19 protein-coding genes, 8 tRNA genes and 1 pseudogene are annotated in these 20,831 nt (G+C 40.6%); 5 read left to right on the top strand and 23 right to left on the bottom strand.

Features of this window, described 5'->3' with window-relative positions; translation table 11 throughout:
- The first annotated feature begins 8 nt into the window (after nt 1-8).
- Together MK405_RS00140 and MK405_RS00135 are read left to right on the top strand one after the other, a co-directional pair.
- On the top strand, nt 9-236 hold the full coding sequence (locus MK405_RS00140; RefSeq protein ID WP_001152920.1) for a hypothetical protein: 228 nt from the start codon (nt 9-11) through the stop codon (nt 234-236).
- Complete coding sequence (locus MK405_RS00135) at nt 224-385, top strand: hypothetical protein (RefSeq protein ID WP_001062367.1); 162 nt, start codon at nt 224-226, stop codon at nt 383-385. Before MK405_RS00140 ends, MK405_RS00135 begins: the two co-directional genes overlap by 13 nt.
- Nucleotides 386-609: 224 nt before the next feature.
- Here the strand turns inward: MK405_RS00135 and MK405_RS00130 are convergent, their stop codons facing one another.
- The 14 genes from MK405_RS00130 to MK405_RS00065 all read right to left on the bottom strand — a co-directional run bounded on the left by MK405_RS00130 (nt 610) and on the right by MK405_RS00065 (nt 15,793).
- The gene (locus tag MK405_RS00130; protein WP_000103848.1) at nt 610-1,410 is read right to left on the bottom strand and encodes an energy-coupling factor ABC transporter ATP-binding protein; all 801 of its coding nucleotides are present in this window, start codon (nt 1,408-1,410) and stop codon (nt 610-612) included.
- A complete protein-coding gene (locus MK405_RS00125; RefSeq protein WP_000343048.1) occupies nt 1,397-2,233 on the bottom strand; it encodes an ABC transporter ATP-binding protein in 837 nt (278 codons plus the stop codon). Before MK405_RS00125 ends, MK405_RS00130 begins: the two co-directional genes overlap by 14 nt.
- Nucleotides 2,209-3,000 (bottom strand): energy-coupling factor transporter transmembrane component T, encoded by a 792-nt coding sequence (locus MK405_RS00120; protein WP_000130448.1) that lies wholly within the window; start codon nt 2,998-3,000, stop codon nt 2,209-2,211. The genes MK405_RS00125 and MK405_RS00120 overlap by 25 nt, the downstream gene beginning before the upstream one ends.
- Nucleotides 3,000-3,602 carry a hypothetical protein gene (locus tag MK405_RS00115; RefSeq protein ID WP_000846130.1) on the bottom strand — a complete coding sequence of 201 codons (603 nt, stop codon included), beginning with the start codon at nt 3,600-3,602 and terminating at the stop codon, nt 3,000-3,002. The genes MK405_RS00120 and MK405_RS00115 overlap by 1 nt, the downstream gene beginning before the upstream one ends.
- Before the next feature lie 443 nt (nt 3,603-4,045).
- Nucleotides 4,046-5,566: an ABC transporter permease/substrate-binding protein gene (locus MK405_RS00110; RefSeq protein ID WP_180833488.1), complete on the bottom strand. Its 1,521-nt coding sequence runs from the start codon at nt 5,564-5,566 to the stop codon at nt 4,046-4,048.
- The gene (locus tag MK405_RS00105) at nt 5,559-6,287 is read right to left on the bottom strand and encodes an ATP-binding cassette domain-containing protein (protein WP_007521041.1); all 729 of its coding nucleotides are present in this window, start codon (nt 6,285-6,287) and stop codon (nt 5,559-5,561) included. Before MK405_RS00105 ends, MK405_RS00110 begins: the two co-directional genes overlap by 8 nt.
- Nucleotides 6,288-6,301: 14 nt before the next feature.
- Nucleotides 6,302-7,066: a nuclear transport factor 2 family protein gene (locus tag MK405_RS00100; RefSeq protein WP_268700551.1), complete on the bottom strand. Its 765-nt coding sequence runs from the start codon at nt 7,064-7,066 to the stop codon at nt 6,302-6,304.
- 3 nt (nt 7,067-7,069) lie between these two features.
- The gene (locus MK405_RS00095; protein WP_268703972.1) at nt 7,070-7,513 is read right to left on the bottom strand and encodes a MarR family winged helix-turn-helix transcriptional regulator; all 444 of its coding nucleotides are present in this window, start codon (nt 7,511-7,513) and stop codon (nt 7,070-7,072) included.
- Between the two features lie 143 nt (nt 7,514-7,656).
- Nucleotides 7,657-8,850, bottom strand: coding sequence for an O-antigen ligase family protein (locus MK405_RS00090; protein ID WP_025171844.1), 1,194 nt, complete (start codon nt 8,848-8,850; stop codon nt 7,657-7,659).
- Nucleotides 8,851-8,982: 132 nt separating this feature from the next.
- A complete protein-coding gene (gene gtfA / locus MK405_RS00085) occupies nt 8,983-10,425 on the bottom strand; it encodes a sucrose phosphorylase (protein WP_268703971.1) in 1,443 nt (480 codons plus the stop codon).
- A 201-nt stretch (nt 10,426-10,626) separates the two neighbouring features.
- Nucleotides 10,627-11,460, bottom strand: coding sequence for a carbohydrate ABC transporter permease (locus MK405_RS00080; RefSeq protein ID WP_000711270.1), 834 nt, complete (start codon nt 11,458-11,460; stop codon nt 10,627-10,629).
- Between the two features lie 16 nt (nt 11,461-11,476).
- A complete protein-coding gene (locus MK405_RS00075) occupies nt 11,477-12,349 on the bottom strand; it encodes a carbohydrate ABC transporter permease (protein WP_268703970.1) in 873 nt (290 codons plus the stop codon).
- A gap of 18 nt (nt 12,350-12,367) precedes the next feature.
- On the bottom strand, nt 12,368-13,618 hold the full coding sequence (locus MK405_RS00070; protein WP_268703969.1) for an extracellular solute-binding protein: 1,251 nt from the start codon (nt 13,616-13,618) through the stop codon (nt 12,368-12,370).
- Between the two features lie 12 nt (nt 13,619-13,630).
- The gene (locus tag MK405_RS00065) at nt 13,631-15,793 is read right to left on the bottom strand and encodes an alpha-galactosidase (protein ID WP_268703968.1); all 2,163 of its coding nucleotides are present in this window, start codon (nt 15,791-15,793) and stop codon (nt 13,631-13,633) included.
- Between the two features lie 107 nt (nt 15,794-15,900).
- Between MK405_RS00065 and MK405_RS00060 the strand changes: the two genes are divergently transcribed.
- Together MK405_RS00060 and birA are read left to right on the top strand one after the other, a co-directional pair.
- Nucleotides 15,901-16,761 (top strand): AraC family transcriptional regulator, encoded by an 861-nt coding sequence (locus MK405_RS00060; RefSeq protein ID WP_268703967.1) that lies wholly within the window; start codon nt 15,901-15,903, stop codon nt 16,759-16,761.
- Complete coding sequence (gene birA, locus MK405_RS00055; protein WP_268703966.1) at nt 16,758-17,696, top strand: bifunctional biotin--[acetyl-CoA-carboxylase] ligase/biotin operon repressor BirA; 939 nt, start codon at nt 16,758-16,760, stop codon at nt 17,694-17,696. Before MK405_RS00060 ends, birA begins: the two co-directional genes overlap by 4 nt.
- A gap of 102 nt (nt 17,697-17,798) precedes the next feature.
- On the opposite strand, the gene MK405_RS00050 is transcribed toward birA, so the two are convergent.
- The gene (locus MK405_RS00050) at nt 17,799-18,422 is read right to left on the bottom strand and encodes a hypothetical protein (protein WP_268703965.1); all 624 of its coding nucleotides are present in this window, start codon (nt 18,420-18,422) and stop codon (nt 17,799-17,801) included.
- 304 nt (nt 18,423-18,726) lie between these two features.
- Here MK405_RS00050 and MK405_RS00045 point away from each other — a divergent pair.
- Nucleotides 18,727-20,034 (top strand): annotated as a pseudogene (locus MK405_RS00045) (transposase).
- 62 nt (nt 20,035-20,096) lie between these two features.
- Here MK405_RS00045 and MK405_RS00040 read toward each other — a convergent pair.
- From MK405_RS00040 to MK405_RS00005, 8 genes are all read right to left on the bottom strand, one after another.
- Nucleotides 20,097-20,184, bottom strand: a tRNA-Ser gene (locus MK405_RS00040).
- Between the two features lie 6 nt (nt 20,185-20,190).
- Nucleotides 20,191-20,264: transfer RNA gene (locus tag MK405_RS00035), tRNA-Ile, on the bottom strand.
- A gap of 34 nt (nt 20,265-20,298) precedes the next feature.
- A tRNA-Gly gene (locus tag MK405_RS00030) sits at nt 20,299-20,369 on the bottom strand.
- Nucleotides 20,370-20,385: 16 nt separating this feature from the next.
- A tRNA-Phe gene (locus MK405_RS00025) sits at nt 20,386-20,458 on the bottom strand.
- 3 nt (nt 20,459-20,461) lie between these two features.
- Nucleotides 20,462-20,535 (bottom strand) — tRNA-Met (locus tag MK405_RS00020).
- Between the two features lie 10 nt (nt 20,536-20,545).
- Nucleotides 20,546-20,635, bottom strand: a tRNA-Ser gene (locus tag MK405_RS00015).
- 11 nt (nt 20,636-20,646) lie between these two features.
- A tRNA-Ile gene (locus tag MK405_RS00010) sits at nt 20,647-20,720 on the bottom strand.
- 13 nt (nt 20,721-20,733) lie between these two features.
- Nucleotides 20,734-20,807: transfer RNA gene (locus tag MK405_RS00005), tRNA-Met, on the bottom strand.
- Between the last annotated feature and the right edge of the window lie 24 nt (nt 20,808-20,831).

Genomic DNA, 20,831 nt, shown 5'->3' with positions numbered 1-20,831 from the left:
GATTAGCCTTGCAAGATAAAAAGTTGCTAGAAGAATACAAGGCGGAAAATGATAACTTAAAAGCCCTCAAAATGCCCTCACAGGAAACAGAATTCAAACACTTAGACAATCAATATAAAGATGAAGTGAACGCTCTTAAAGAGAAGTTGGAAAATTTGCAGGAACAAATCAAAGATCAAAAAAGGATAGAAGAACAAGAAAAACCAATAAAATGGTGGGGATTATGGCGAAAATAGATGATTCAGTTAAAAAGAAAGTTCCAGAATTGCGATTTAAAGGATTCACGGATGAATGGGAACAGCGTAAGTTGGGAGACGAAGTTCGAATAGTGATGGGACAGTCTCCTAATTCAGAAAATTATACTGATGATCCTAATGGGCGCTAAAAATGCGAAGACCTATGAAGACCTATTTTGTATTAGTCAAACAAAAAATCCAAAAGAAATGGTATATGATTATGACCATGAAACAAAGTAAAATCAAACCGAGTGATCTGAGGAAGCACCCGATGATCATGAAACGTTATTAAACACAAAAGTCACCCATGTGAGTTCTTGCCAGAAGCTGAAGTTAATCCTTCAACCTGGAAAACCCGCAGAGGTGACTTTTTCTATACATCTCGATTTTTCTGGCAATAATCATTAACCGATAAATATGTCTGTGAATCACCCAGCGACTCCGCTATGTCCATAATCCGCGGTGGTAGTAATCCCACTCGCTGGACAAGTTCGTGATTGCTGAACAATTCCCGTGGACTGCCGGCGAAGCCAAACTTCCCGTGTTCCATAACATACACCGACTCAAACTCGGCGGCGACCCAATCCATGTCATGGGTGATGGTCACAACTTGGTGGCCCGAATCAGCCAACTGATGGAAAATTGCGGTCAACTTGCGCCGGCTTTCCCAATCAAGCGACATCATCGGCTCATCAAATAAATAAATCGCCGGATCCACTGCCAAAACTGTGGCAACGCTCAACAGCTTGCGTTCCGACAATGACAGGTCATATGGACTTTCAGCTGTTTTATCATCCAAGCCAACTCTTTTTAGAGCCGCTAAAGCCCGCCTCGTAATCGTGTCGTGGTCATCCATGACCTGCGCGACATTCCACTCCACCTCTCGTTGAACGGTCGGGTTGAAAAGCTGATCGTCAGGATTCTGAAAAGTAATCCCAACCTTCAGTAACTTTTCGACTGGTTTAAGATCATTAAAATTTTCTCCATCGATCTTAATCACACCGGTTTGTGGTGTCAGCAAGCCCGTCAACAATTTGAAGAGCGTTGATTTGCCGGCACCATTTTGGCCGACAATCGCCACCATCGGATCGGCGAAGTGTTTGTCTTCAACATCCAAGCTAAAGGACCGTTCCGGATAAGTGAACGTCAGGTGGCTCAGTTCAATTGTGGACATAACGAACCTCCTTCAGATCAGCGTAATTCACCGGATACCGGCCATCAGCCAAGTGCCAATCCATTTTTTGAGCAAGTTGCTGGATTGTCGGGGCTGGAATCTGCCAGTCAGCTGCCAAATGATTAAACACCTCACCCGGCCTGCCCTGGGCTACCATTTGACCCTCGTGCAGCACCCACACAACGTCAGCGACTTCGCACAAATCGTCAATTTCACTGGTGACAATGAAGACAGTCGTCTCTTTGACTTGGGCCAGCCATTGGAAAAATTGCCGGCGGCCAAGGGGATCCATCTCACTGGTCGGATCATCCATAATCAAAACAGCCGGATTAGCCACAATCGCCGTGGCAATTGCCAACCGCTGGATCTGACCACCGGAAAGGCTCTCGGGACGCAAATTCAGCTGTTCAATCAGCCCCATTTGCGTGGCAACTTCTTCAACCCGTTTTTGAATCAGTCCTTCAGCCATTCCCTGATTAATCAAGTCAAAGGCGATTTCATCGGCAACCGTGTCTGCCAACCCGCTTAGTTGGCCAGCTGGATTTTGCAGTACAACTCCATTCATGGCATTATAAACGGGCCAATTGTCAGACACTCGCTGGCCAAACATGTGCCAATCGCCCTCAATCTCAGCAGACACAATTTTGGGAATGACCCCTGCCAGCACACGGCACAAAGTCGATTTGCCGGAGTGGCTATTCCCGATAATCCCAACCACCTGGCCGGTATGAACCTCCGCGTTAATCTGACGCAGTTGTGGTTGCTCAGTACCCGGATAACGGGTGGTCAAATTTTCAATTACAATCCGTTTATCTTCGTCCATATCTTCCACCCAATCAATAAAATTGCCAATCCAGTCAGACCAATGTGCAGCGTCCGCGACAGGCGATACACGCGCTGGGAGGTTCTGACAGTCCGGTTGAGATTATCAAAACCTCTCAGTTGGAGAGAAATCGACCGCGTCATCGATTGATCCAAGGTCTTAATCACCAATGGAATTAGAACCGGCAGGACTGACTTTAATTTCTGAATCAACGTTTTTTGCGGATTGGTTCCGCGAACTTTTTGTGCCTGCTGGATTTTCCGCATATTGCGCATCATTTCCGGCAAAATATAACACACCGACATCAGAACGTAGACGGTTTTATAAGACAATCCGGACAGTTCCAAATAGGCCGCGTTTTCTGAAATACTCGTGGTCACCATAAAAAAGCCACTGGTCAAAATAATCACCAATACTCGACAACCCAGAGTGGTGGCGTAAATCAGGCCCTCTTTGTAGAACGACACCCCAAGCACAGAAAACAGCACAGTTTGATTCCGACTGTAAAATAACCCTTGGATGATCAGCATGGTGCAAATCAGAAACAGGCTGAATCCCAGCGCCTTAAAGGTGGTAGAACTCAATTTGGAAAATAACAATAGCAGTGTTGCGACAAGAATTAATCCGGCCTGAAGCAATAAATTCATACTGGCAAAGCTCAACAACGTCATGTCCAAGATGAACAAGAGCTTAGTAATCGGATCGATCACCTGGTACCACTTGAGCTTGACCCGTGGCGCTCCAGAAATCAATGTTTTATCAGTCATCATTTATCATCGCTAAAGAAGTGCACCATCCGCTTCGGCAGCTGACGATAGATGAAGAATGCCAGGTAGGCCACGCAGACTTTATCCAAAATATCCAAGACAAACTCATCGGTAAATGAGGCCAGCCACACTGGTGCATGATTGGCGACCATTACCGCAAACAATGAGTCACCCCAAGCGATACCGGTCTGACCACCCCAAAAGATGACGTTGAGTGGCGTTGAAATGACAGCTGAAACGATGGCAATAATAATAGCAGAAACAAATACTCGTCGCGCTGACGAGAACCACCCATTGGCGTGCAAAACTCCGACAGCAATCCCAATTCCGATGCTGGTAATCGCATACACGGTTGAAATTGGCGATAAGGTCAGCCCATAGATCACGTTGTTGATGAAACCACTAATGGCACCGGCAACCGGCCCAGCCAACATGCTGGTAAGAAAGGTTCCCAAAGACCCCAGCCAAACGGGCAACTTTAACCCCTCCGCCAAGGCTTTGGCAACATAGTTAATCCCCACGGCAGCGGGAATCAAAGTCATGGTAGCAGCACTTAACTTAAATTTCCACATACTGGTACGATGAATCGGTTCTGTTTTCATAATCTTCTCCTTTTGTTTTTAAAGAGCCGTGTCTGGATAGACTTTCGGACGCAACGCTCTATTATATATCTACTGAACTGTCTATACACAAGATTTCCATCCTTAGTCGACATGAGCTGGAAATCTTTATTTGTTAAGTAGTTCACAACACATTATACACCTATTTTGTGAATAGTCAAGTGTATTTACAGTAAAATTTTAGAAAATCCTAAAAATTTCCTCTTATACTCTTCGAAAACCAAATTCAAACTACGTCAGCGTCGCCTTACCGTACTCAAGTACAGCCTGCGGCTAGCTTCCTAGTTTGCTCTTTGATTTTCATTGAGTATTATTTTCCATTTTAAATGACATTTAGTAGCTCTAATATCAAAAATGCTCAGACAAGATTGTCTGAGCATTTTTCTATATGGTCGTTTAACCAAGTTGAGTTTGACATTTTCAAACTATTTCTTCAACAAACCTTGTTCTTGTAGAAATTCTTTGGCTACTTGTTCTGCTGACTTGCCTTCAACACCGACTTGATAGTTGAGCTGGCTCATCTGGCTTTCCGTGATTTTACCAGCCAATTTATTGAGAACTGTCTCCAACTCAGGATGTTTCTTGAGAAGAGCTTCTTTCATAAGTGGTGCCCCTTGATAAGGTGGGAAGAGTTGCTTGTCATCTTCTAAGACCTGTAAATCATAACGCGCTAATTCTGCATCGGTCGAATAGGCATCCGTGATTTGAATATCGCCTGACTGAATTGCCTGATAGCGAAGGGCTGGCTCCATGGTCGCTACGTTGAGATTGAGACCATACATTGATTGCAAGCCCTTATTGCCATCCTCACGATCATTAAATTCGAGTGTAAAACCGGCCTTCAGCTGTCCTTCCACTTTTTTCAAGTCCGAAATGGTCTTCAAGCCATATTCTTGAGCAATTTTTTTCGGAACAGCTACAGCGTAGGTATTTTGATAAGACATGGGTTTGAGATAGGCTAGATGATCCTGTTTAGCAATGCCATCACGCGCCACCTGATAAACCTGATCTGGCTCATGACCCACTTTAGGTGATGGCTGAAGCAAACTTTCAGTTACCGTACCGGTAAATTCAGGATAGATATCAATATCCCCTTTTTTCAGAGCTTCATAGAGGAAGCTTGTTTTCCCAAAATTCGGTTTAACAGTCGCAGTCATACTGGTATTTTCTTCAATCAGCAATTTATACATATTGGCCAAAATTTCGGGTTCCGGTCCCAATTTCCCAGCAATCACCAAGTTTTCTTTCTCTTTTTGAGCTAAGAGGGCTGGACTATAAGACAGACCCAGCAATATGGTCACCAAGGCAAAACCAGAGAAAATCGTCCGCAATTTTGCTTTTTCCATCACTTTTAGTAGGAAGTTAAAGGCAATGGCCAGCACTGCAGAAGAAAGGGCCCCAATCAAAATCAGACTAGTATTATTGCGGTCAATTCCCAAAAGGATAAAGGAACCCAGTCCCCCTGCACCAATCAAGGCAGCCAAGGTTGCCGTACCGATAATCAAGACCGCTGCCGTCCGAATACCAGACATTATGACAGGCATGGCAAGTGGAATTTCAAACTTCTTGAGACGCTCCCACCTGGTCATCCCAAAGGCAATCCCAGCCTCTTGTAGACTTGGATCAATTCCCTTTAGCCCAGTGATGGTATTTTGCAAAATTGGGAAAATCGCATAAATCACTAGAGCCGTCAAAGCAGGCAAGGTTCCAATTCCCATCAAGGGGATAAAGAGTCCTAACAAGGCCAGAGACGGGATAGTCTGGAAAATTCCTGCAATCTGTAAAACCCAGTCCGCCAATTTCTCATGATAGCGAAGATAAACAGCCAAGGGAATCGCAATAAAAATAGCTAGTAATAAGGTCAAAAGTGACAACTGCAAATGTTGAGATAGAGCTGTTACCCAATCACCAAAACGCTCCTGAAAAGTTGATATCAAATTAGTCATGAACACTACCTCCAAACAAGTCTGCTACAAAGTCTGTTGCAGGAGCCTTTAAAATCGTCTCGGGATTCGCCACCTGACGAATCTCTCCATCCTGCAAGACAGCAATACGGTCCGCCAATTTCAAAGCTTCATCCGTATCGTGGGTCACAAAAATCGTTGTCATACCAAACTCTTTATGCAATTCTTTCGTCAGAACCTGCAACTGTTTTCTCGAAATAGCATCCAAGGCTGAAAAGGGCTCATCCATGAGGAGAATCTTAGGCTGACCAATCATGGCACGGACAATGCCCACTCGTTGCTGTTCCCCACCAGATAATTCATTAGGTAAACGATGCCCATACTCAGCTACCGGTAAACCAACCTTAGCTAAAAGCTCTTCTGTTTTCTGAGCAATTTCTTCCTTAGTCCAGCCCTTCATCTCAGGAATGAGAGCAATATTTTCTGCAACCGTTAGATTGGGAAACAGTGCAATGGCCTGTAAAACATAACCAGTAGAAAGACGCAGTTCCCGCTCATCATAATCTTTGATGCGCTTGCTATCCATGTAAATATTTCCATCAGTCGGTTCCAAAAGACGGTTAATCATCTTGACCATGGTCGTCTTACCGGACCCAGAAGGTCCAACTAAAACCATAAATTCCCCATTCTTAATCCGTAAATTAACATCTCTCAAAACATCTTTTTCTGTGTAGCGTAGCGCTACATTTTTGTATTCAATCATTCTGTATCCTCAATTTAAAACTTCCCTCGGTTGGTCAAGTCTTCTACCTTAGGCATAACTTCCTTATTATCCCAATGCTCCACAATCAAGCCATTCTCCAAACGGAAGATGTCATACTGAGCATAAGGCACCCCATCTATCTGAGTCTGTCCATAGCTGACCACATAATTTCCTTGTCCCAAAAGCTGGAAAACAAAGTCAAAAGTGACACCATGTTCAGCCACATAGTTTTTATAAGCAGCACTTCCTTGGCCAATCTCATGATTATGCTGAATCAAATCGTCCGCCACATAATCACTCCACTGCTCCAGCTCCCCATTTTGGAAAATTTCTGTCAAGAAACGACGAACCAACTTTTTATTTTCTGCTGTTTTGTCCAAATCCGTGATTTCAAAATCTCCAAAAATCTGATCTAACTGTCCATTTTCTGGAGCACGATAGTAGTCAATGACATCCCAATGCTCCACGATACGGCCGTCCTCATCCGCACGGAAAGTATCCGTCGTCACCCATTGAGCTTCCCCGCCATTGAGATATTGATGGACATGGACAAAGACTAGATTACCGTCTTCAATAGTGCGAACAATCTTCATCTCACGCTCGGGATGGCGCTCAAAGAAATTTGCAAAGAAAGCCGCAAACCCTTCTTTCCCATCTGGCACTCCTGTCGAGTGTTGAATGTAGGTATCTCCTACAGACTGAGCTTGAGCCTCCGCAACACGTCCGTCTTGAATGGCGTGAATATATAGATTTTGTGCATTTTCAACTTGTTTTGACATGATTTATGCCTCACTTTCCTTCTCTTTCAGATTGTCTAAAATGCGTTCCTGATAGCTTTCAAACTGGCGAATTTCTTCCTCTGAGAAACCTTTATAAAAAATAGCATCCAGTCTTTGACTAACACGATGGCCAACTTCTTTCTGGGACAAACCTTTCTCCGTTAGTTTGACATATTTTTTTCGCTTGTCTATTCCACATGGACTGATGGTAACCAGATTTTGCTCCTCAAGTTTCTTAATCATGGTTGTGAGCGTATTGTTAGCAAGTCCAGTCGCAAGCGCAATATCTGTCGCCGTAGCGCAACCTGTCTCACTATTCCATAACACCGTGAGAATCTTGCCCTGTTCACTCCGATAAAGAGCTTCAGGATCCTGACTCAGTAACTTTTGAAAAATTCGCCCATTCAGCAAACGAATATGATAGGCAACTAAATGACTATCTTTCATGACTTCTCCAATTTATTTCTATATAGAATTTTCTCTATTGTAACACCTGCCATTCCATCTGTCAACTATTTCGGCTTAGAAATAATTTCCACCAACAAAAAAGACCTCCTACCTAAAGTAGAAGATCTCTAATCTTGATCAACTTAATCTGTCATTTCGGACACCAGGGTTCGATGTTCCAGTGGTAGACTGCACATAATTAGCAAGAAGATGAATCCTGACTGTATCCAGAAGAGAGCCAAGTCAAAAATTCCATGTACAGCGACTACTGTAAGGAAGGAGAGATAAAGACCGATAATTGGTCGTTTACCAGATTCCTGACTCATATCCATCATCATGTGAACCGGGATCACCGAAGAAATGGATAAGAGTATGGTTCCAATCAAACCATAACTTAAAATAGTATCGATGTAAAGACTATGCGCGTGTTCGTGGTAAGGTGCATGGATTCTCGGATAGGAATTCATATAGGTCAGTGGACCCTCACCCCAGATCGGATTTTGTTTAAACAAAGTCATACCCGCATTCCAAATTGAAACACGCTCTTCCATTGAAGAATCTAGGGTTCCCATACGGACACCCAAATCGCTTGAGAAGAGGAAACAAAGGCCAATCCCAAAAACTCCAATACTGAGCCAGAAGGCGCGCCAGTTTTTAATGGTTGTAAAGAGATAAATGATGGCACCAGCAATGATGGCAGGAAAGGCTGTTCTATTTTGCGTAAAATTCAAACCAAATAGATTCACAAAACCTGCTAGCACACAAAAGATTTTCAGCCATCTTAACTTCGTCGTTGTAAAGAGATAAAAAGCTATCATAATACAGAAGCAACAAATAATCCCATAGTAGTTAGGATTAAAGAAGGTCACCTCTGCACGGTTCTGGTGCCATACTTGCATATTGGGCGAAAGAAAGGCGTAGTTAAATTTCTTTACAATCTGGAAATGCTCCAAGGTAGCAAAAGCCGCAGAGAGCACACTACCAAACAAGATTGTCTGCAGTATCAGTCGAAAGAAAGCATGTGTCAGACGTTTCTGGTAATAACTAAAGAAAATGAGGAAGAGAAACATCAGTAAAGATGCAACCAATCCAAGCCAGTTCTTGGCAACGATAGAGATGATACTACTATAGGCAATAAAAAAGAGAAGTACAGGATGTTTGATTAATCCTTTGATAATTCCCTTCATCTCCCCTGTAACAAGTAAACCTATCAAATATAAAGCAAAGAGCGCTAAGAACAAATAAAAAGGTAAAAAGATACTTATGATCATCAAATACAAAAAGAAATCTTTTTTCGAAAGCCCTCTTATCTTATCCAGTAATCCAATTGATTTCAAAACGGATCCTTTCTGTTCTGGATTTCTCCAGAAGATAAATGCTAAACTATCTTTATATTCTACCATTTTTTCCGTCATTTGGGAACAATGAACACGTTTTCGCCACAAAAAAACTGTTTCATTAATATAGCACTAGAACTGAATTTTTCTGCCGTTTTCTAATACTTGATAGGTCTGACTTTGCAAATCAATTTCTGCTACTGCTGTTACGGACTTGTCTTTATTTTGACGTTTGATTACAATGCTGTGAGCTGTTGGTGTTTCAATGTCAATAGTCCCTTCTAGGTCAAAGGCCTCTGACCGATTACGGAAAGAAAATAGATTGAGAAGAGACTTCACCACAGGACGTTGAACTTCTTCTGCTATTTCCTCATTGCTATAGTAATGACGATTAATATTTCGACCTTCTTTGGTTTCTTCTAATAATTTCAAGTCATTTTTTCCTGCTAATAGACCCACATAGTAAACCTGAGGAATGCCTGGCGCAAAAGCTTGAATCAGACGAGCTAGGAAGTACTTGACATCATCATCTCCAAGCGCAGAATAGTAGGTTGAATTGATTTGGTAGATATCTAGATTGTTATACTCTGCACTAGAGTACTTACGTTTGACATTCGCTCCAACCTTATAGAGCTCATTTGAAGCATAGTCAATTTCCTCATCGGTCAGGATATCCTTGACATCCACCACTCCAATTCCATCATGAGTATCTAGTGTCGTAAATTGCTTCATCGGGCTCATCTTTAACCACTTAGCCAAGCGCTCTGTTCTGGAACTGTAAAGAGTATAAAGGGTCACCATTGGAAGGGCAAAATCGTAAACATAGTAATCATGGTCCGCTATTTTAAACTGAATCGAATAGTGTTCATGAATCTCAGGTAAGAGCTCTGTCCCATACTCAGCAGCGATATCTCGAACTTTGTCCAATAAATCCCAAATATCTGGTTCCACAAAGAAATCATTGGTATCCAATTTCTTCACTGCATAAGCAAAGGCATCTAGACGAATCAAATCACAACCATTACTTGCCAGGTGCTGAATGGTCTTACGGATGAATGCCATCGTTACTTCTTTGGTCACATCAAGATCAATTTGTTCCTCACCAAAAGTATTCCACAAATGTTCTACTGAACCATCTGCAAAAACAATCTCTTGCTTTGGTGCACGATCCTTACGCTTGTAGATTAAATCTACGTCAGACTGTGTCGGACGGTTCTCTGGCCAAAACTTATCCCAGTTTAAAAAGAGATCTTTAAATTCACTGGCTTCATGTTTTTCTTGATAGTCCCTATAATACTTAGATTGACGAGAAATATGATTAATCATAAAGTCAAACATAAGATAATATTTCTCACCTAAACGCTTAACGTCCTCCCAATCACCAAAAGCTGAATCCACTTCATCATAGTCAACTGGCGCAAATCCACGATCACCTGTTGATGGGAAAAATGGTAGAAGGTGAACTCCTCCAATAGCATCACCAAAATGCTCTTCCAAATTCTCATATAAGTCTTTAAGATTATTTCCAAGACTATCTGAGTAAGTAATCAACATAGTTTTATTTTGAATGGTCATAGATGTTCTCCTTTTTCTGATGAAAGCCAAGTCTTATATGACCTGGCTTCGTAAATGAAAGATATTTTTAGATTTTTGTTCACATTGAACTCGTACTAAACTGCAAGCAACTAAGTACGACTTTCTTGTTTTCTACATAGAATTGTCAACAAGCTGAACCGTTCGTCTATGTATGGAATTATAAATTCCCTAAGCACTTTCTTACTTCACTGCCCCGTTACTCATTCCTGAAATGATATGTTTTTGGAAGATGAGGTAGACAATGGTTATCGTTACAATTCCCACAATATAAGATGCAAAACTTGGGCCATAGTCATTGAAGTACTGACCTTGATAGTTGTATTGGAAGAGAGGTAAAGTCCACATCTTTGAATCCTTATTCAGAATCAACAATGGCAACATAAAGTCATTCCAGAACCATAGTGCATTGATAATCAAAGTTGTAGCATGCATGGGTTTCAGCATTGGAAAAATGATTCGACGATAAATTGTAAAACGATCAGCCCCATCGATTTCCGCAGCTTCATCCAAACTATCTGGTACACTGATTTTTATATAACCAACATACAAGAAGAGAGTCTGTGGAATAGCATAAGTTAGGTAGAGTATTACTAGCCCCCACATATTTGCTAGACCGAGTTTACTCATCATAACTGTGATAGGAATCATAATCACCTGAAAGGGAACAAATATCCCTAAGATCAAGAGCGAATACATAATTGCAAAGGCTTTTTTCTTGGACATATTTCGAGCAATGGAATAAGCTGCAGCTGGTATAAAGAAAGCTACTACAATCAATGATAACACCGTAATAACTGCTGAATTCCAGAAATAGCCTCCAATTCCATCCGAAATTAATCGTTCATAATTACTTAAGGTAAAAGGATTGGGCAAACTAAAGAAATGATTCATGATATCCTTAGTTGTTTTGAAAGAACTAAATACTGTTACCAACAAAGGAACAAGTATAAGAATACCACCAACTATCAAGAGGACATATTTCCAAAACTGATTCAATTTTTCTTCTTTTTTCATGTGTAGGACTCATCTGTTAGATTTCAAATTTCTTTGATAGTTTGATTTGGATAAGAGAAACAATTCCAATAATTAAGAATAAAATCAAGGCAATTGCATTCGCATATCCATATTGATTACTCTTGAAAGCATAGTTGTAGACTAAAAGTCCAAGAGACGTTGTAGCATTATTTGGACCACCACTCGTCAAGGCAAAAATCTGGTCAAAGGCTGTCAGGCCGGACTTAAGAGCCAGAATAAAAACCATAGAAATCGTTGGCAATAAATATGGCAATTCAATCTTCCAAAAGGTTTGTTTACTTGTTGCACCATCAATTGATGCCGCCTCCAAAATATCAGATGGAATACTCTGAAGACCAGCAAGAAAGAGAATAATTGGCATTGCTACTCCTTGCCATAGAAGAACAAAAATAGTTGCCACTACCGCTCCGACAGGTGTTCCTAATAGACTCTCTTGTAAAAAACCAATCCCTAAAATTCTTCCAATCGTTGGAAGACCATAGTTGAAAAATTGTTTAAAAATCAAGGAAACTGTCAAACCAGATAAAACAGCCGGGAAAAAGAACCAAGCTCTAAAGAAGGTCTGACCCTTCATCTTAGAATTCAAGGCTCGTGCCACAACCATCCCAATCGTAATCTCTCCAACAACCAATGCCAGAGTTAAAATCAAAGTAAAGGCTATGGCTGTGAAGAATTTCCCATCAATAATCAGCAATTTGTAGTTATTCAAACCAACAAATTTATAATTATAGGTCAATCCAGTCCAGTTAGTCAAACTATAGAAAGCACCTTGTACCATTGGAAAGTAAAAGAAGATAGCTTGTAAAGCAAGCGGGATGAGTAAAAATGTCCAACCCCAGTATTTATTTAAAAATTTTCGAATAGCCATATCATCTTAACTCCTATTCTAGTCCAAATCTGCCTTCATTGGATTAAAGAAAGCATTGAGATTGTTTGCCATATTTTTCAGATTCTTATCCATCAGATAACCTGCACTTAGATTAAAAAAGTCTTCTTCAGAGTTCCAGCGTTGGCCCAACCAAACATAATGTTTATCCGTAAACGCCAGTTTAGAAATAGCTGCAAGCGCTGAATCTTCTTTTTCCTGTATACCCTTCACCGCAACTGGTGACCCATCTACATCATAGTATGACTGCATAGCTTTTGGACTAGTCATATAGTTAATAAATTCTTCGGTTTCTTTCGGATGTTTGGTAGTAGCTGAAGTTGATAATGCCATGTCTCCTGCACCAACAGTGACTTCTTTTCCTACTTCTTCTCCTGGGAAGGCAAACATCCCCACCTCAAATTTTGGATCCTGTTGATTAATTGCCGCTAATGCCCATGATCCTTGTGGCATCAGGAGAGCATTTCCACTTGAAAAAGCCACCACCGCATCATTATATGAAGCGCCGCGCCAGCCGTCTTGGGCATTGTCTGCTAGTAGATTCAACCGTTCTGCATCTGCCTTCAAAACAGCATCGTCTGCAGAGATAGCGTTTGGTTTTGAAAAGCGAAGGTAGTTATTAGCCGCATCTCCACTACCTGTAATAGTAATGAGAGAAAGTTGGTGGTAACCATTTAATGTCCAGCCTTCATTGCCTGCAACTGCAAATGGAGAATTTCCACTATCTTTTATCTTTTTAACAATCTCTTGAAATTCTTTAAAAGTCTTCGGTTCCTCAAGTCCTAATTCTTTAAATTTTGTTTTATTGTAATAGATTCCATAAAGGTTGGCCGTTAAAGGCACACTATAAACTTTGTCATTAATCGCATACTTTTTAGCATAGTCATTCTTAACGTTCTCAAGATAAGATTTCCCTGTCATATCTGCAAAATAACCTGCTTTTGCCCACTCCTGAAAATCCATATTTTGAGGATAGATATTAATAATATCTGGAACATCTCCTGATAAAATCCGAGTCTTCAGAACAATTCCAGCTGCGGGAACAGTCGTCAGTTTTACATCAATATTAGGGTGTTCCTTTTCAAAATCATCCACTATCCTTTGCAAGGTATCTGCCATCTCGGTCTTCTGGTTAAAAAACTCAATCGTTACCTTGCCATCAGTTGACTCCTCTTGACTACTACAAGCTGACAGTCCCAAAAGGCAGAGTCCTGTAGCAGCAATTAAGCTTATCTTTTTATACCATCTCATGATCTTGTCTCCTTATCTTCTAATGAAATGTAACTGCCTGCTGAGATAATCTCCCTGCGGAAGCTCCATAGTAATACCCGCATACATGAGTTCTGCACCTGAGTAAACTACACCATTTTCCTGTAATTCATACCGTCCCTCTTCATCCAAATCTTTTAACTTTAAAGTTGTTTCCATTGTTTCCACAACTGATAGGACTCGGACGTAGGTTACAATCGTTTGATTTCCATAGTTAAATTGTACAGCTGCTTCATTGGATGCAGCATCGGGATTGATTAACCTATACTGGTTTCCCAACTGGACTACTGGCCGCACTTCTTTATACAAGTTCACCTGATTAGCAATCTCAGACTTCTCTTCATCTGATAAACTTGTCAAATCAAGCTCATAACCCAGATTCCCCATCATTGCCACATGACCACGAGTTTCCAATGGTGTCATTCGTCCCATCTGATGATTTGGTACTGCTGACACATGAGCCCCCATAGAAATGGTTGGATAGAGATAGGATGAACCGTATTGAATTGGTAAACGTGCAATAGCATCAGTATTATCACTAGCCCAGACTTGTGGGAAATAACGCATCATACCAAGATCATTTCGTCCACCACCACCAGAGCAGGACTCAAAGAGAATATGGCTATGCTTCTCAGTCAGATAAGAAACGAGTTCGTAAAGCCCCAACATATACTGATGAGACTGCATCTGGGTATCCAAGTAGGCTGAACCATTCCCCAGATTAGTGATATTGCGGTTCATATCCCATTTGATGTAGTCAATCTTATGATGAGAGAGGAGTTCATCTAAGACATTTTTCAAATATTCTACTACCTGAGAATTGGCAAGATTAAGCACTAATTGATTTCGAGAGTAAGTATGCTCATATCCTTTAACCTGAATGGCCCAGTCAGGGTGTTTTCGATACAAATCGCTATCTACAGAAATCATTTCAGGTTCTAACCAAAGTCCAAACTGCAAACCTCTTTCATGGATAGCTGAAATCAGACTTTCTAGACTTCCACCCAGTTTTTTCTCATTAACAACCCAATCACCTAAAGCACGATTATCATCAAAGCGATTGCCAAACCACCCATCATCTAATACAAAAAGTTCAATTCCAACTTTCTTAGCCTCATCTGCCAATTCTAACAGTTTTTCTCTCTGAAAGTCAAAGTAGGTAGCTTCCCAGTTATTGATTAGAATTGGACGCTCTTTTTTAGAAAAGTTACTTGGCATAATGTGCTTAAGTACAAAATTCTGACTTTCATGACTGATACCGGTTAATCCCTTATCTGAATAAGTCACTAAAGCTACCGGTGTTTCAAAGTTTTCCTTAGGATCTAACTTCCAAGAAAAGTTTTCTGGATTAATGCCAATAGCCACCCGAACTTCATTCAGTTGATTCTTTTGAACAAAAGCTTCGAAGTTTCCACTATACAGTAGTTGTAGAGCAAACACATTCCCAGCATCCTCTGTAACTCCTTGATCACATAATAGAAGAGCTGGTGTTTGAGCATGCCCAGAAGCTCCACGGTTCGAACTAATCGAAAAGATTCCTTGCTCTACCTGTTGACGTCGGACAGTCTTTTCACGAGCATAAGCTCCCTGTAAAGTCACTATTTCGTAAGCTGCAGCAGGAAAATCAGCCATGAAAGAAAAGTCCTTATGAATGACAACTTCCTGATTGCTATTATTCTCCAATTTGCTGTAACTAGCAATTGTCGCATCATTATCAAAAGCTGTATAATACAAAGTCAGATTAAGCTTAGCTTGAGGATCTTTTAAAATCAAGACAAGCGTCTCTGTACCATCCATGCTGTGTGGAGAAGGTAAGCCCTGTGGACCATTCTGACCTTTTAAAATCTTTGCTTCTACAAATCGAAAGTCTGTTACTTCAGTTGCATCATGTTGAACCTGTAAAGTTGGTTTTCTAAAGTCACCCAAACCATGTTGTCCAAAAATTTGACGTTGCGTATCCAAACTAAAGGTTCGATTAGTAGCTATGGGATTACCAGAAAAAGCATGATCGCGTTCATAAACACTATTAGCCCCTCTATAGTTCTTAATAGTCTTTCCTAAATGTTTTAATAATAAGAACCCATCCCTATTTTCAATAATCAAACTTAAACCTTTACTCTCAACGTAAAAAAGATTATTCTCTATCCGAATTCCCATAAATTGTACCTCATCGATTTCCTGATAAAATTTTAGCAAATAAAAGCGCTTTCTAAAATAGAAAAATGTCTCAAGAATATGGTAAAATGTTAGGTAGGAGGTAGCACATGCTCGTTTTTTCAGAATACCAGACTGGAACAATTGACCTTTCCCTAAGCTTTTATGGCTATGAAGAATGCACGCCTAACTACTCTTTTGGCCCAGCTATTCGAGATACCTATGTACTACATTACATTACTAAAGGAAAAGGTCAATTCCATTATAAGGGGAAAATTGTTGATTTAAAGGCAGGAGATTTCTTTTTACTAAAACCAGATGAATTAACATTCTATCAAGCAGATAGCCAGGATCCTTGGGCTTACTACTGGTTGGGGATTACTGGAGGGAGGGCACCTGACTACTTTGCTCTATCTCAAATTTCTGACCAATCCTACCTCATCCAGTCAAATAACTGTCATACACAAACAACTGCAAAACTCGTTGAAAATATTGTCCGCTTCGCTCAGATTACAAAATCAAATGAATTGGCTCAACTCCATATCATGGGACAACTCCATGAACTAATGTTTCATATAGGAACGATTGCTCCCAATCAGAAAAAAGAGAATATTTCATCAACCCACCAGCTCTATCTTGACTGCAAACGATTAATTGATAGTCACTATCCACAATCGCTCACCATTCAAGATTTAGCAAAAGAGCTATCGGTTCATAGAAGTTACTTAACTAGTGTGTTTAAAGAATTTCACCAACTCTCTCCAAAAGAATATTTACTTTTCGTTCGAATGAACCGTGCGCAACAGTTACTAGAACACACCAATGAAACGATTAAAGTCATTGCGTATTCTGTGGGTTTTTCAGATCCATTACATTTCTCAAAAGCCTTCAAGCATTTTTTTCATAAAACACCTAGTCAAACTCGAAAGGAATACTCTCACTCCCTCTTAGCTAGAAAGGAAAATCAATGAAATCACACCAACTAGTCTACCAAATATTAGCTAGAGAAAACAATTATGTTAGCGGAGAAAAAATCGGAGAAGAACTGAATTTAAGCCGTACATCTATATGGAAAGCGATCCAACGTCTTCAACAAGAAGGCCTAGAAATTGATAGTATCAAAAATAGAGGCTACAAGCTTATTCAAGGAGATCTGATATTGCCTGATTTGATTCAAGAGAACACCAACTTAACCATTCGCTACAAACCTAAGACTAAATCAACCCAAACAGATGCAAAAGAAGGGATTGAGGCTGGAAACAATGGAAATACACTCTATCTTTCAACCTGTCAAACAGCAGGTCGTGGCCGCTTTCAGCGTCCCTACTATTCTCCATCTCAGGGTGGGATCTATATGTCCCTGCATATTCAACCAAACCTTCCCTATGAAAAGCTCCCATCCTATACTCTCCTTGTAGCTGCTGCAGTCTACAAAGCCATTAAAAACCTAACTATGATAGAAGTAGATATCAAATGGGTAAATGACATCTACTTTAAAAATAAAAAAATAGCAGGTATCCTCACCGAAGCCATGACGTCCGTGGAAACAGGCCTAGTAACAGACGTCATTATCGGCGTTGGAATCAACTTTGCCATCAGCGATTTTCCCAAAGAGATAAAAGAAAAAGCTGGAAGTCTCTTTACACCACCAGCTCCTATCACACGAAACGAACTAATCTCAGAAATTTGGCGTTGTTTCTACCAAACAGCACCCGAAGAACTACTCTATCTTTATAAAGAACACTCTCTTGTTCTAGGAAGAGAGGTCAGTTTTATCCAAGATCAGACTAAAAAAAAAGGAGTCGCCAAGGACATCTCCGACAAAGGACAACTCCTTATCCAGCTTGATGACCAGACAGAAATCTGGCTCAATAGTGGTGAAATCTCACTCACTAGCTGGACTTAATAACAGCACTATATGGTGTCTAGAACCTCAACTAGTAACATATAGTGCTTTTTGAATGTAGAAAGTAACAGATATATAAATAGCTAGCTTCCTGTCAACAATTTACAGGTTAATAGCTTTCGAAGCATTCTTTTTATATGCCGTGCTATGTACCAAAGAAACTCCATAGCAGTGATTTTCGTGTCCAAGCATGACCAATGGAAGTGCAAAAACTTTAACAGCATACAAAAGCAGCCAAAACATAAAGACTTCAGCTTTTATATTCACCAAATTTTTACTAAACATCTCGTACAAGAAGAATGCATTTAAAGCCATATTGAAGAGACTTGCCAACGTTGCTAAGACTATATTGGTTTTCAATTTTGGATAATACCATTTAGCCACATATAAGGCCAATAATGAAATATTATAAAGACAAATCGGCTGGTAATTTTTCCTATAAATAATCAGCGTCTTACGATTATAGAACAGGAAACCATGAGGTCCACGATGATATTCATTGATCCAGAGATGGCTAAGACCTCTAATCTCATCCCAAGCTACAAATAAATCAATTTTTCTTAGATAAATCCCTTTTTTATGAATTGAACATTTCCATTTAAACAAGAAAGATAGAAGAAAAGTGAGGAGCAAAACTACAACTGTAACAATCCTCAACTCCTCTTGCCCAACAATCAAGGATAGATTTAAAAAGCGAATTTGAGCTTCTGTTGTATCTAAGATCATCGAAATCCCAGTTAGAATCACTACAAATATAAATAGTATAAATCTATAAAAAATACTATGAAATTTTACTCCATTTTCCATCTCGATTATCCCCCAGCCACTTAAAGTCCCTAACCTTAGTATACCACTAAATCTAGTCTATTTATGATTTTTTCTAATATGAAAGTTACTGAAACAGCATTAGATAATAGAGCTCTATAATTCGGTAGTGGGTAAATCCACTATGGAGATTATGTAGCCTAGAAAAAAAGTCCCATATGACCTATAATGAAAAGCGACTAAACAACTCATTAGAAAGATTCATATGGAACAATTACATTTTATCACAAAATTACTAGACATTAAAGACCCAAATATCCAAATTATAGATGTCATTAATAGGGATACACACAAGGAAATCATCGCTAAACTGGACTACTACGCTCCATCTTGTCCTAAGTGTGGAAATCAAATGAAGAAATATGACTTCCAAAAACCGTCGAAAATTCCTTACCTCGAAACAACTGGTATGCCTACTAGAATTCTCCTTAAAAAGCGACGTTTCAAATGCTATCAGTACTCTAAAATGATGGTCGCTGATACTCCTATCGTCAAGAAAAATCATCAAATCCCTCGTATCATCAACCAAAAGATTGCTCAGAAACTGATTGAGAAGACTTCTATAACCGACATTGCCCGCCAGCTTGCCATTTCAACTTCAACCGTCATTCGAAAGCTCAATGACTTCCGTTTTAAACATGATTTTTCTCGTCTTCCCGAGATTATGTCTTGGGATGAGTATGCCTTCACTAAGGGAAAGATGAGTTTCATTGCGCAAGATTTTGACAATCTCAATATCATCACTGTTCTTGAGGGCAGAACACAAGCTATCATAAGAAATCACTTTCTTAAATATGATAGAGCTGTTCATTGTCAGGTGAAAATCATTACGATGGATATGTCTAGTCCCTACTATGGACTTGGCTAAACAGCTTCGCTTTCGAATTTCTAGGCTCAGGCTGAAACAGCCTCCCAGACTGTTTCACTCCCAAACGCTAAAATCGTTCTAGATCGCTTTCACATTGTACAACATCTTAGCCGTGCTATGAGTCGTTTGCGTGTCCAAATCATAAACCAATTCGATAGAACATCCCATGAATACAAGGCAATCAAACGTTACTGGAAACTCATTCAACAAGATAGTCGTAAACTCAGCGATAAGCGATTTTATCGCCCTACTTTTCGTATGCATCTAACCAACAAAGAAATTCTAGACAAACTATTGAGCTATTCAGAAGACTTGAAACACCACTATAAAGCTCTATCCGCTCTTGCTTTTTCACTTTCAGAACAAGGACCCTGAGAAATTTTTGGACTTATAGAGGAGAAACTAAAGCAGATTCATCCTCTTTTTCAGACGGTATTTAAAACCTTCCTCAAGGATAAAGAGAAGATTGTCAACGCCCTTCAACTACCCTATTCCAACGCAAAATTGGAAGCCACTAATAATCTCATCAAACTTATCAAGCGGAATGCATTTGGTTTTCGGAACTTTGAAAACTTCAAAAAACGAATTTTTATCGCCCTAAATATCAAAAAAGAAAGAACGAAATTTGTCCTTTCTCGATCTTAGCTGACTTCAACCCACTACAATTGACAAAGAGCCAAAAAAAGAGCCTAGCAGCTCTTAACGTACGGAGAATGGGGGATTCGAACCCCCGCGCCGGTTAACCGACCTAACGATTTAGCAAACCGTCCTCTTCAGCCTCTTGAGTAATTCTCCTATTAATGGGCACGAGTGGACTCGAACCACCGACCTCACGCTTATCAGGCGTGCGCTCTAACCACCTGAGCTACGCGCCCAAGTTAAAAAACTTGGTATTTGAACAAAGTTCAAAGCGGGTGACGAGAATCGAACTCGCGACAACAGCTTGGAAGGCTGTAGTTTTACCACTAAACTACACCCGCTTAATAAAACAAAATATGGCGCGAGACGGAATCGAACCGCCGACACATGGAGCTTCAATCCATTGCTCTACCAACTGAGCTACCGAGCCAAATTGCGGGAGCAGGATTTGAACCTACGACCTTCGGGTTATGAGCCCGACGAGCTACCGAGCTGCTCCATCCCGCGTTAATATAAAAGGAGGATGTGGGATTCGAACCCACGCACGCTTTTACACGCCTGACGGTTTTCAAGACCGTTCCCTTCAGCCGGACTTGGGTAATCCTCCATTATTTACAATGGACCTTGTAGGACTTGAACCTACGACCACTCGGTTATGAGCCGAGAGCTCTAACCAGCTGAGCTAAAGGTCCAACAAGATCATTATAGCGGCGAAGGGGATCGAACCCCCGACCTCCCGGGTATGAACCGGACGCTCTAGCCAGCTGAGCTACACCGCCATGAATCGGGAAGACAGGATTCGA

It is taken from the genome of Streptococcus oralis (assembly GCF_026782345.1).
GTDB lineage: Bacteria > Bacillota > Bacilli > Lactobacillales > Streptococcaceae > Streptococcus > Streptococcus oralis_CK.
The sequence above is the reverse complement of the archived record's forward strand: the minus strand, read 5'-3'. Positions and strand labels throughout refer to the sequence as shown.

Coding starts and splice junctions, on each gene's coding strand:
- MK405_RS00115 (WP_000846130.1), bottom strand. CDS start 3,602: ATGAAAACAGAACCGATTCATCGTACCAGTATGTGGAAATTTAAGTTA.
- MK405_RS00105 (WP_007521041.1), bottom strand. CDS start 6,287: ATGATTGAATACAAAAATGTAGCGCTACGCTACACAGAAAAAGATGTT.
- MK405_RS00120 (WP_000130448.1), bottom strand. CDS start 3,000: ATGACTGATAAAACATTGATTTCTGGAGCGCCACGGGTCAAGCTCAAG.
- MK405_RS00095 (WP_268703972.1), bottom strand. CDS start 7,513: ATGAAAGATAGTCATTTAGTTGCCTATCATATTCGTTTGCTGAATGGG.
- MK405_RS00050 (WP_268703965.1), bottom strand. CDS start 18,422: ATGATCTTAGATACAACAGAAGCTCAAATTCGCTTTTTAAATCTATCC.
- MK405_RS00100 (WP_268700551.1), bottom strand. CDS start 7,066: ATGTCAAAACAAGTTGAAAATGCACAAAATCTATATATTCACGCCATT.
- birA (WP_268703966.1), top strand. CDS start 16,758: ATGAAATCACACCAACTAGTCTACCAAATATTAGCTAGAGAAAACAAT.
- MK405_RS00075 (WP_268703970.1), bottom strand. CDS start 12,349: ATGGCTATTCGAAAATTTTTAAATAAATACTGGGGTTGGACATTTTTA.
- MK405_RS00070 (WP_268703969.1), bottom strand. CDS start 13,618: ATGAGATGGTATAAAAAGATAAGCTTAATTGCTGCTACAGGACTCTGC.
- MK405_RS00130 (WP_000103848.1), bottom strand. CDS start 1,410: ATGTCCACAATTGAACTGAGCCACCTGACGTTCACTTATCCGGAACGG.
- gtfA (WP_268703971.1), bottom strand. CDS start 10,425: ATGACCATTCAAAATAAAACTATGTTGATTACTTACTCAGATAGTCTT.
- MK405_RS00135 (WP_001062367.1), top strand. CDS start 224: ATGGCGAAAATAGATGATTCAGTTAAAAAGAAAGTTCCAGAATTGCGA.
- MK405_RS00065 (WP_268703968.1), bottom strand. CDS start 15,793: ATGGGAATTCGGATAGAGAATAATCTTTTTTACGTTGAGAGTAAAGGT.
- MK405_RS00080 (WP_000711270.1), bottom strand. CDS start 11,460: ATGAAAAAAGAAGAAAAATTGAATCAGTTTTGGAAATATGTCCTCTTG.
- MK405_RS00060 (WP_268703967.1), top strand. CDS start 15,901: ATGCTCGTTTTTTCAGAATACCAGACTGGAACAATTGACCTTTCCCTA.
- MK405_RS00125 (WP_000343048.1), bottom strand. CDS start 2,233: ATGGACGAAGATAAACGGATTGTAATTGAAAATTTGACCACCCGTTAT.
- MK405_RS00110 (WP_180833488.1), bottom strand. CDS start 5,566: ATGACTAATTTGATATCAACTTTTCAGGAGCGTTTTGGTGATTGGGTA.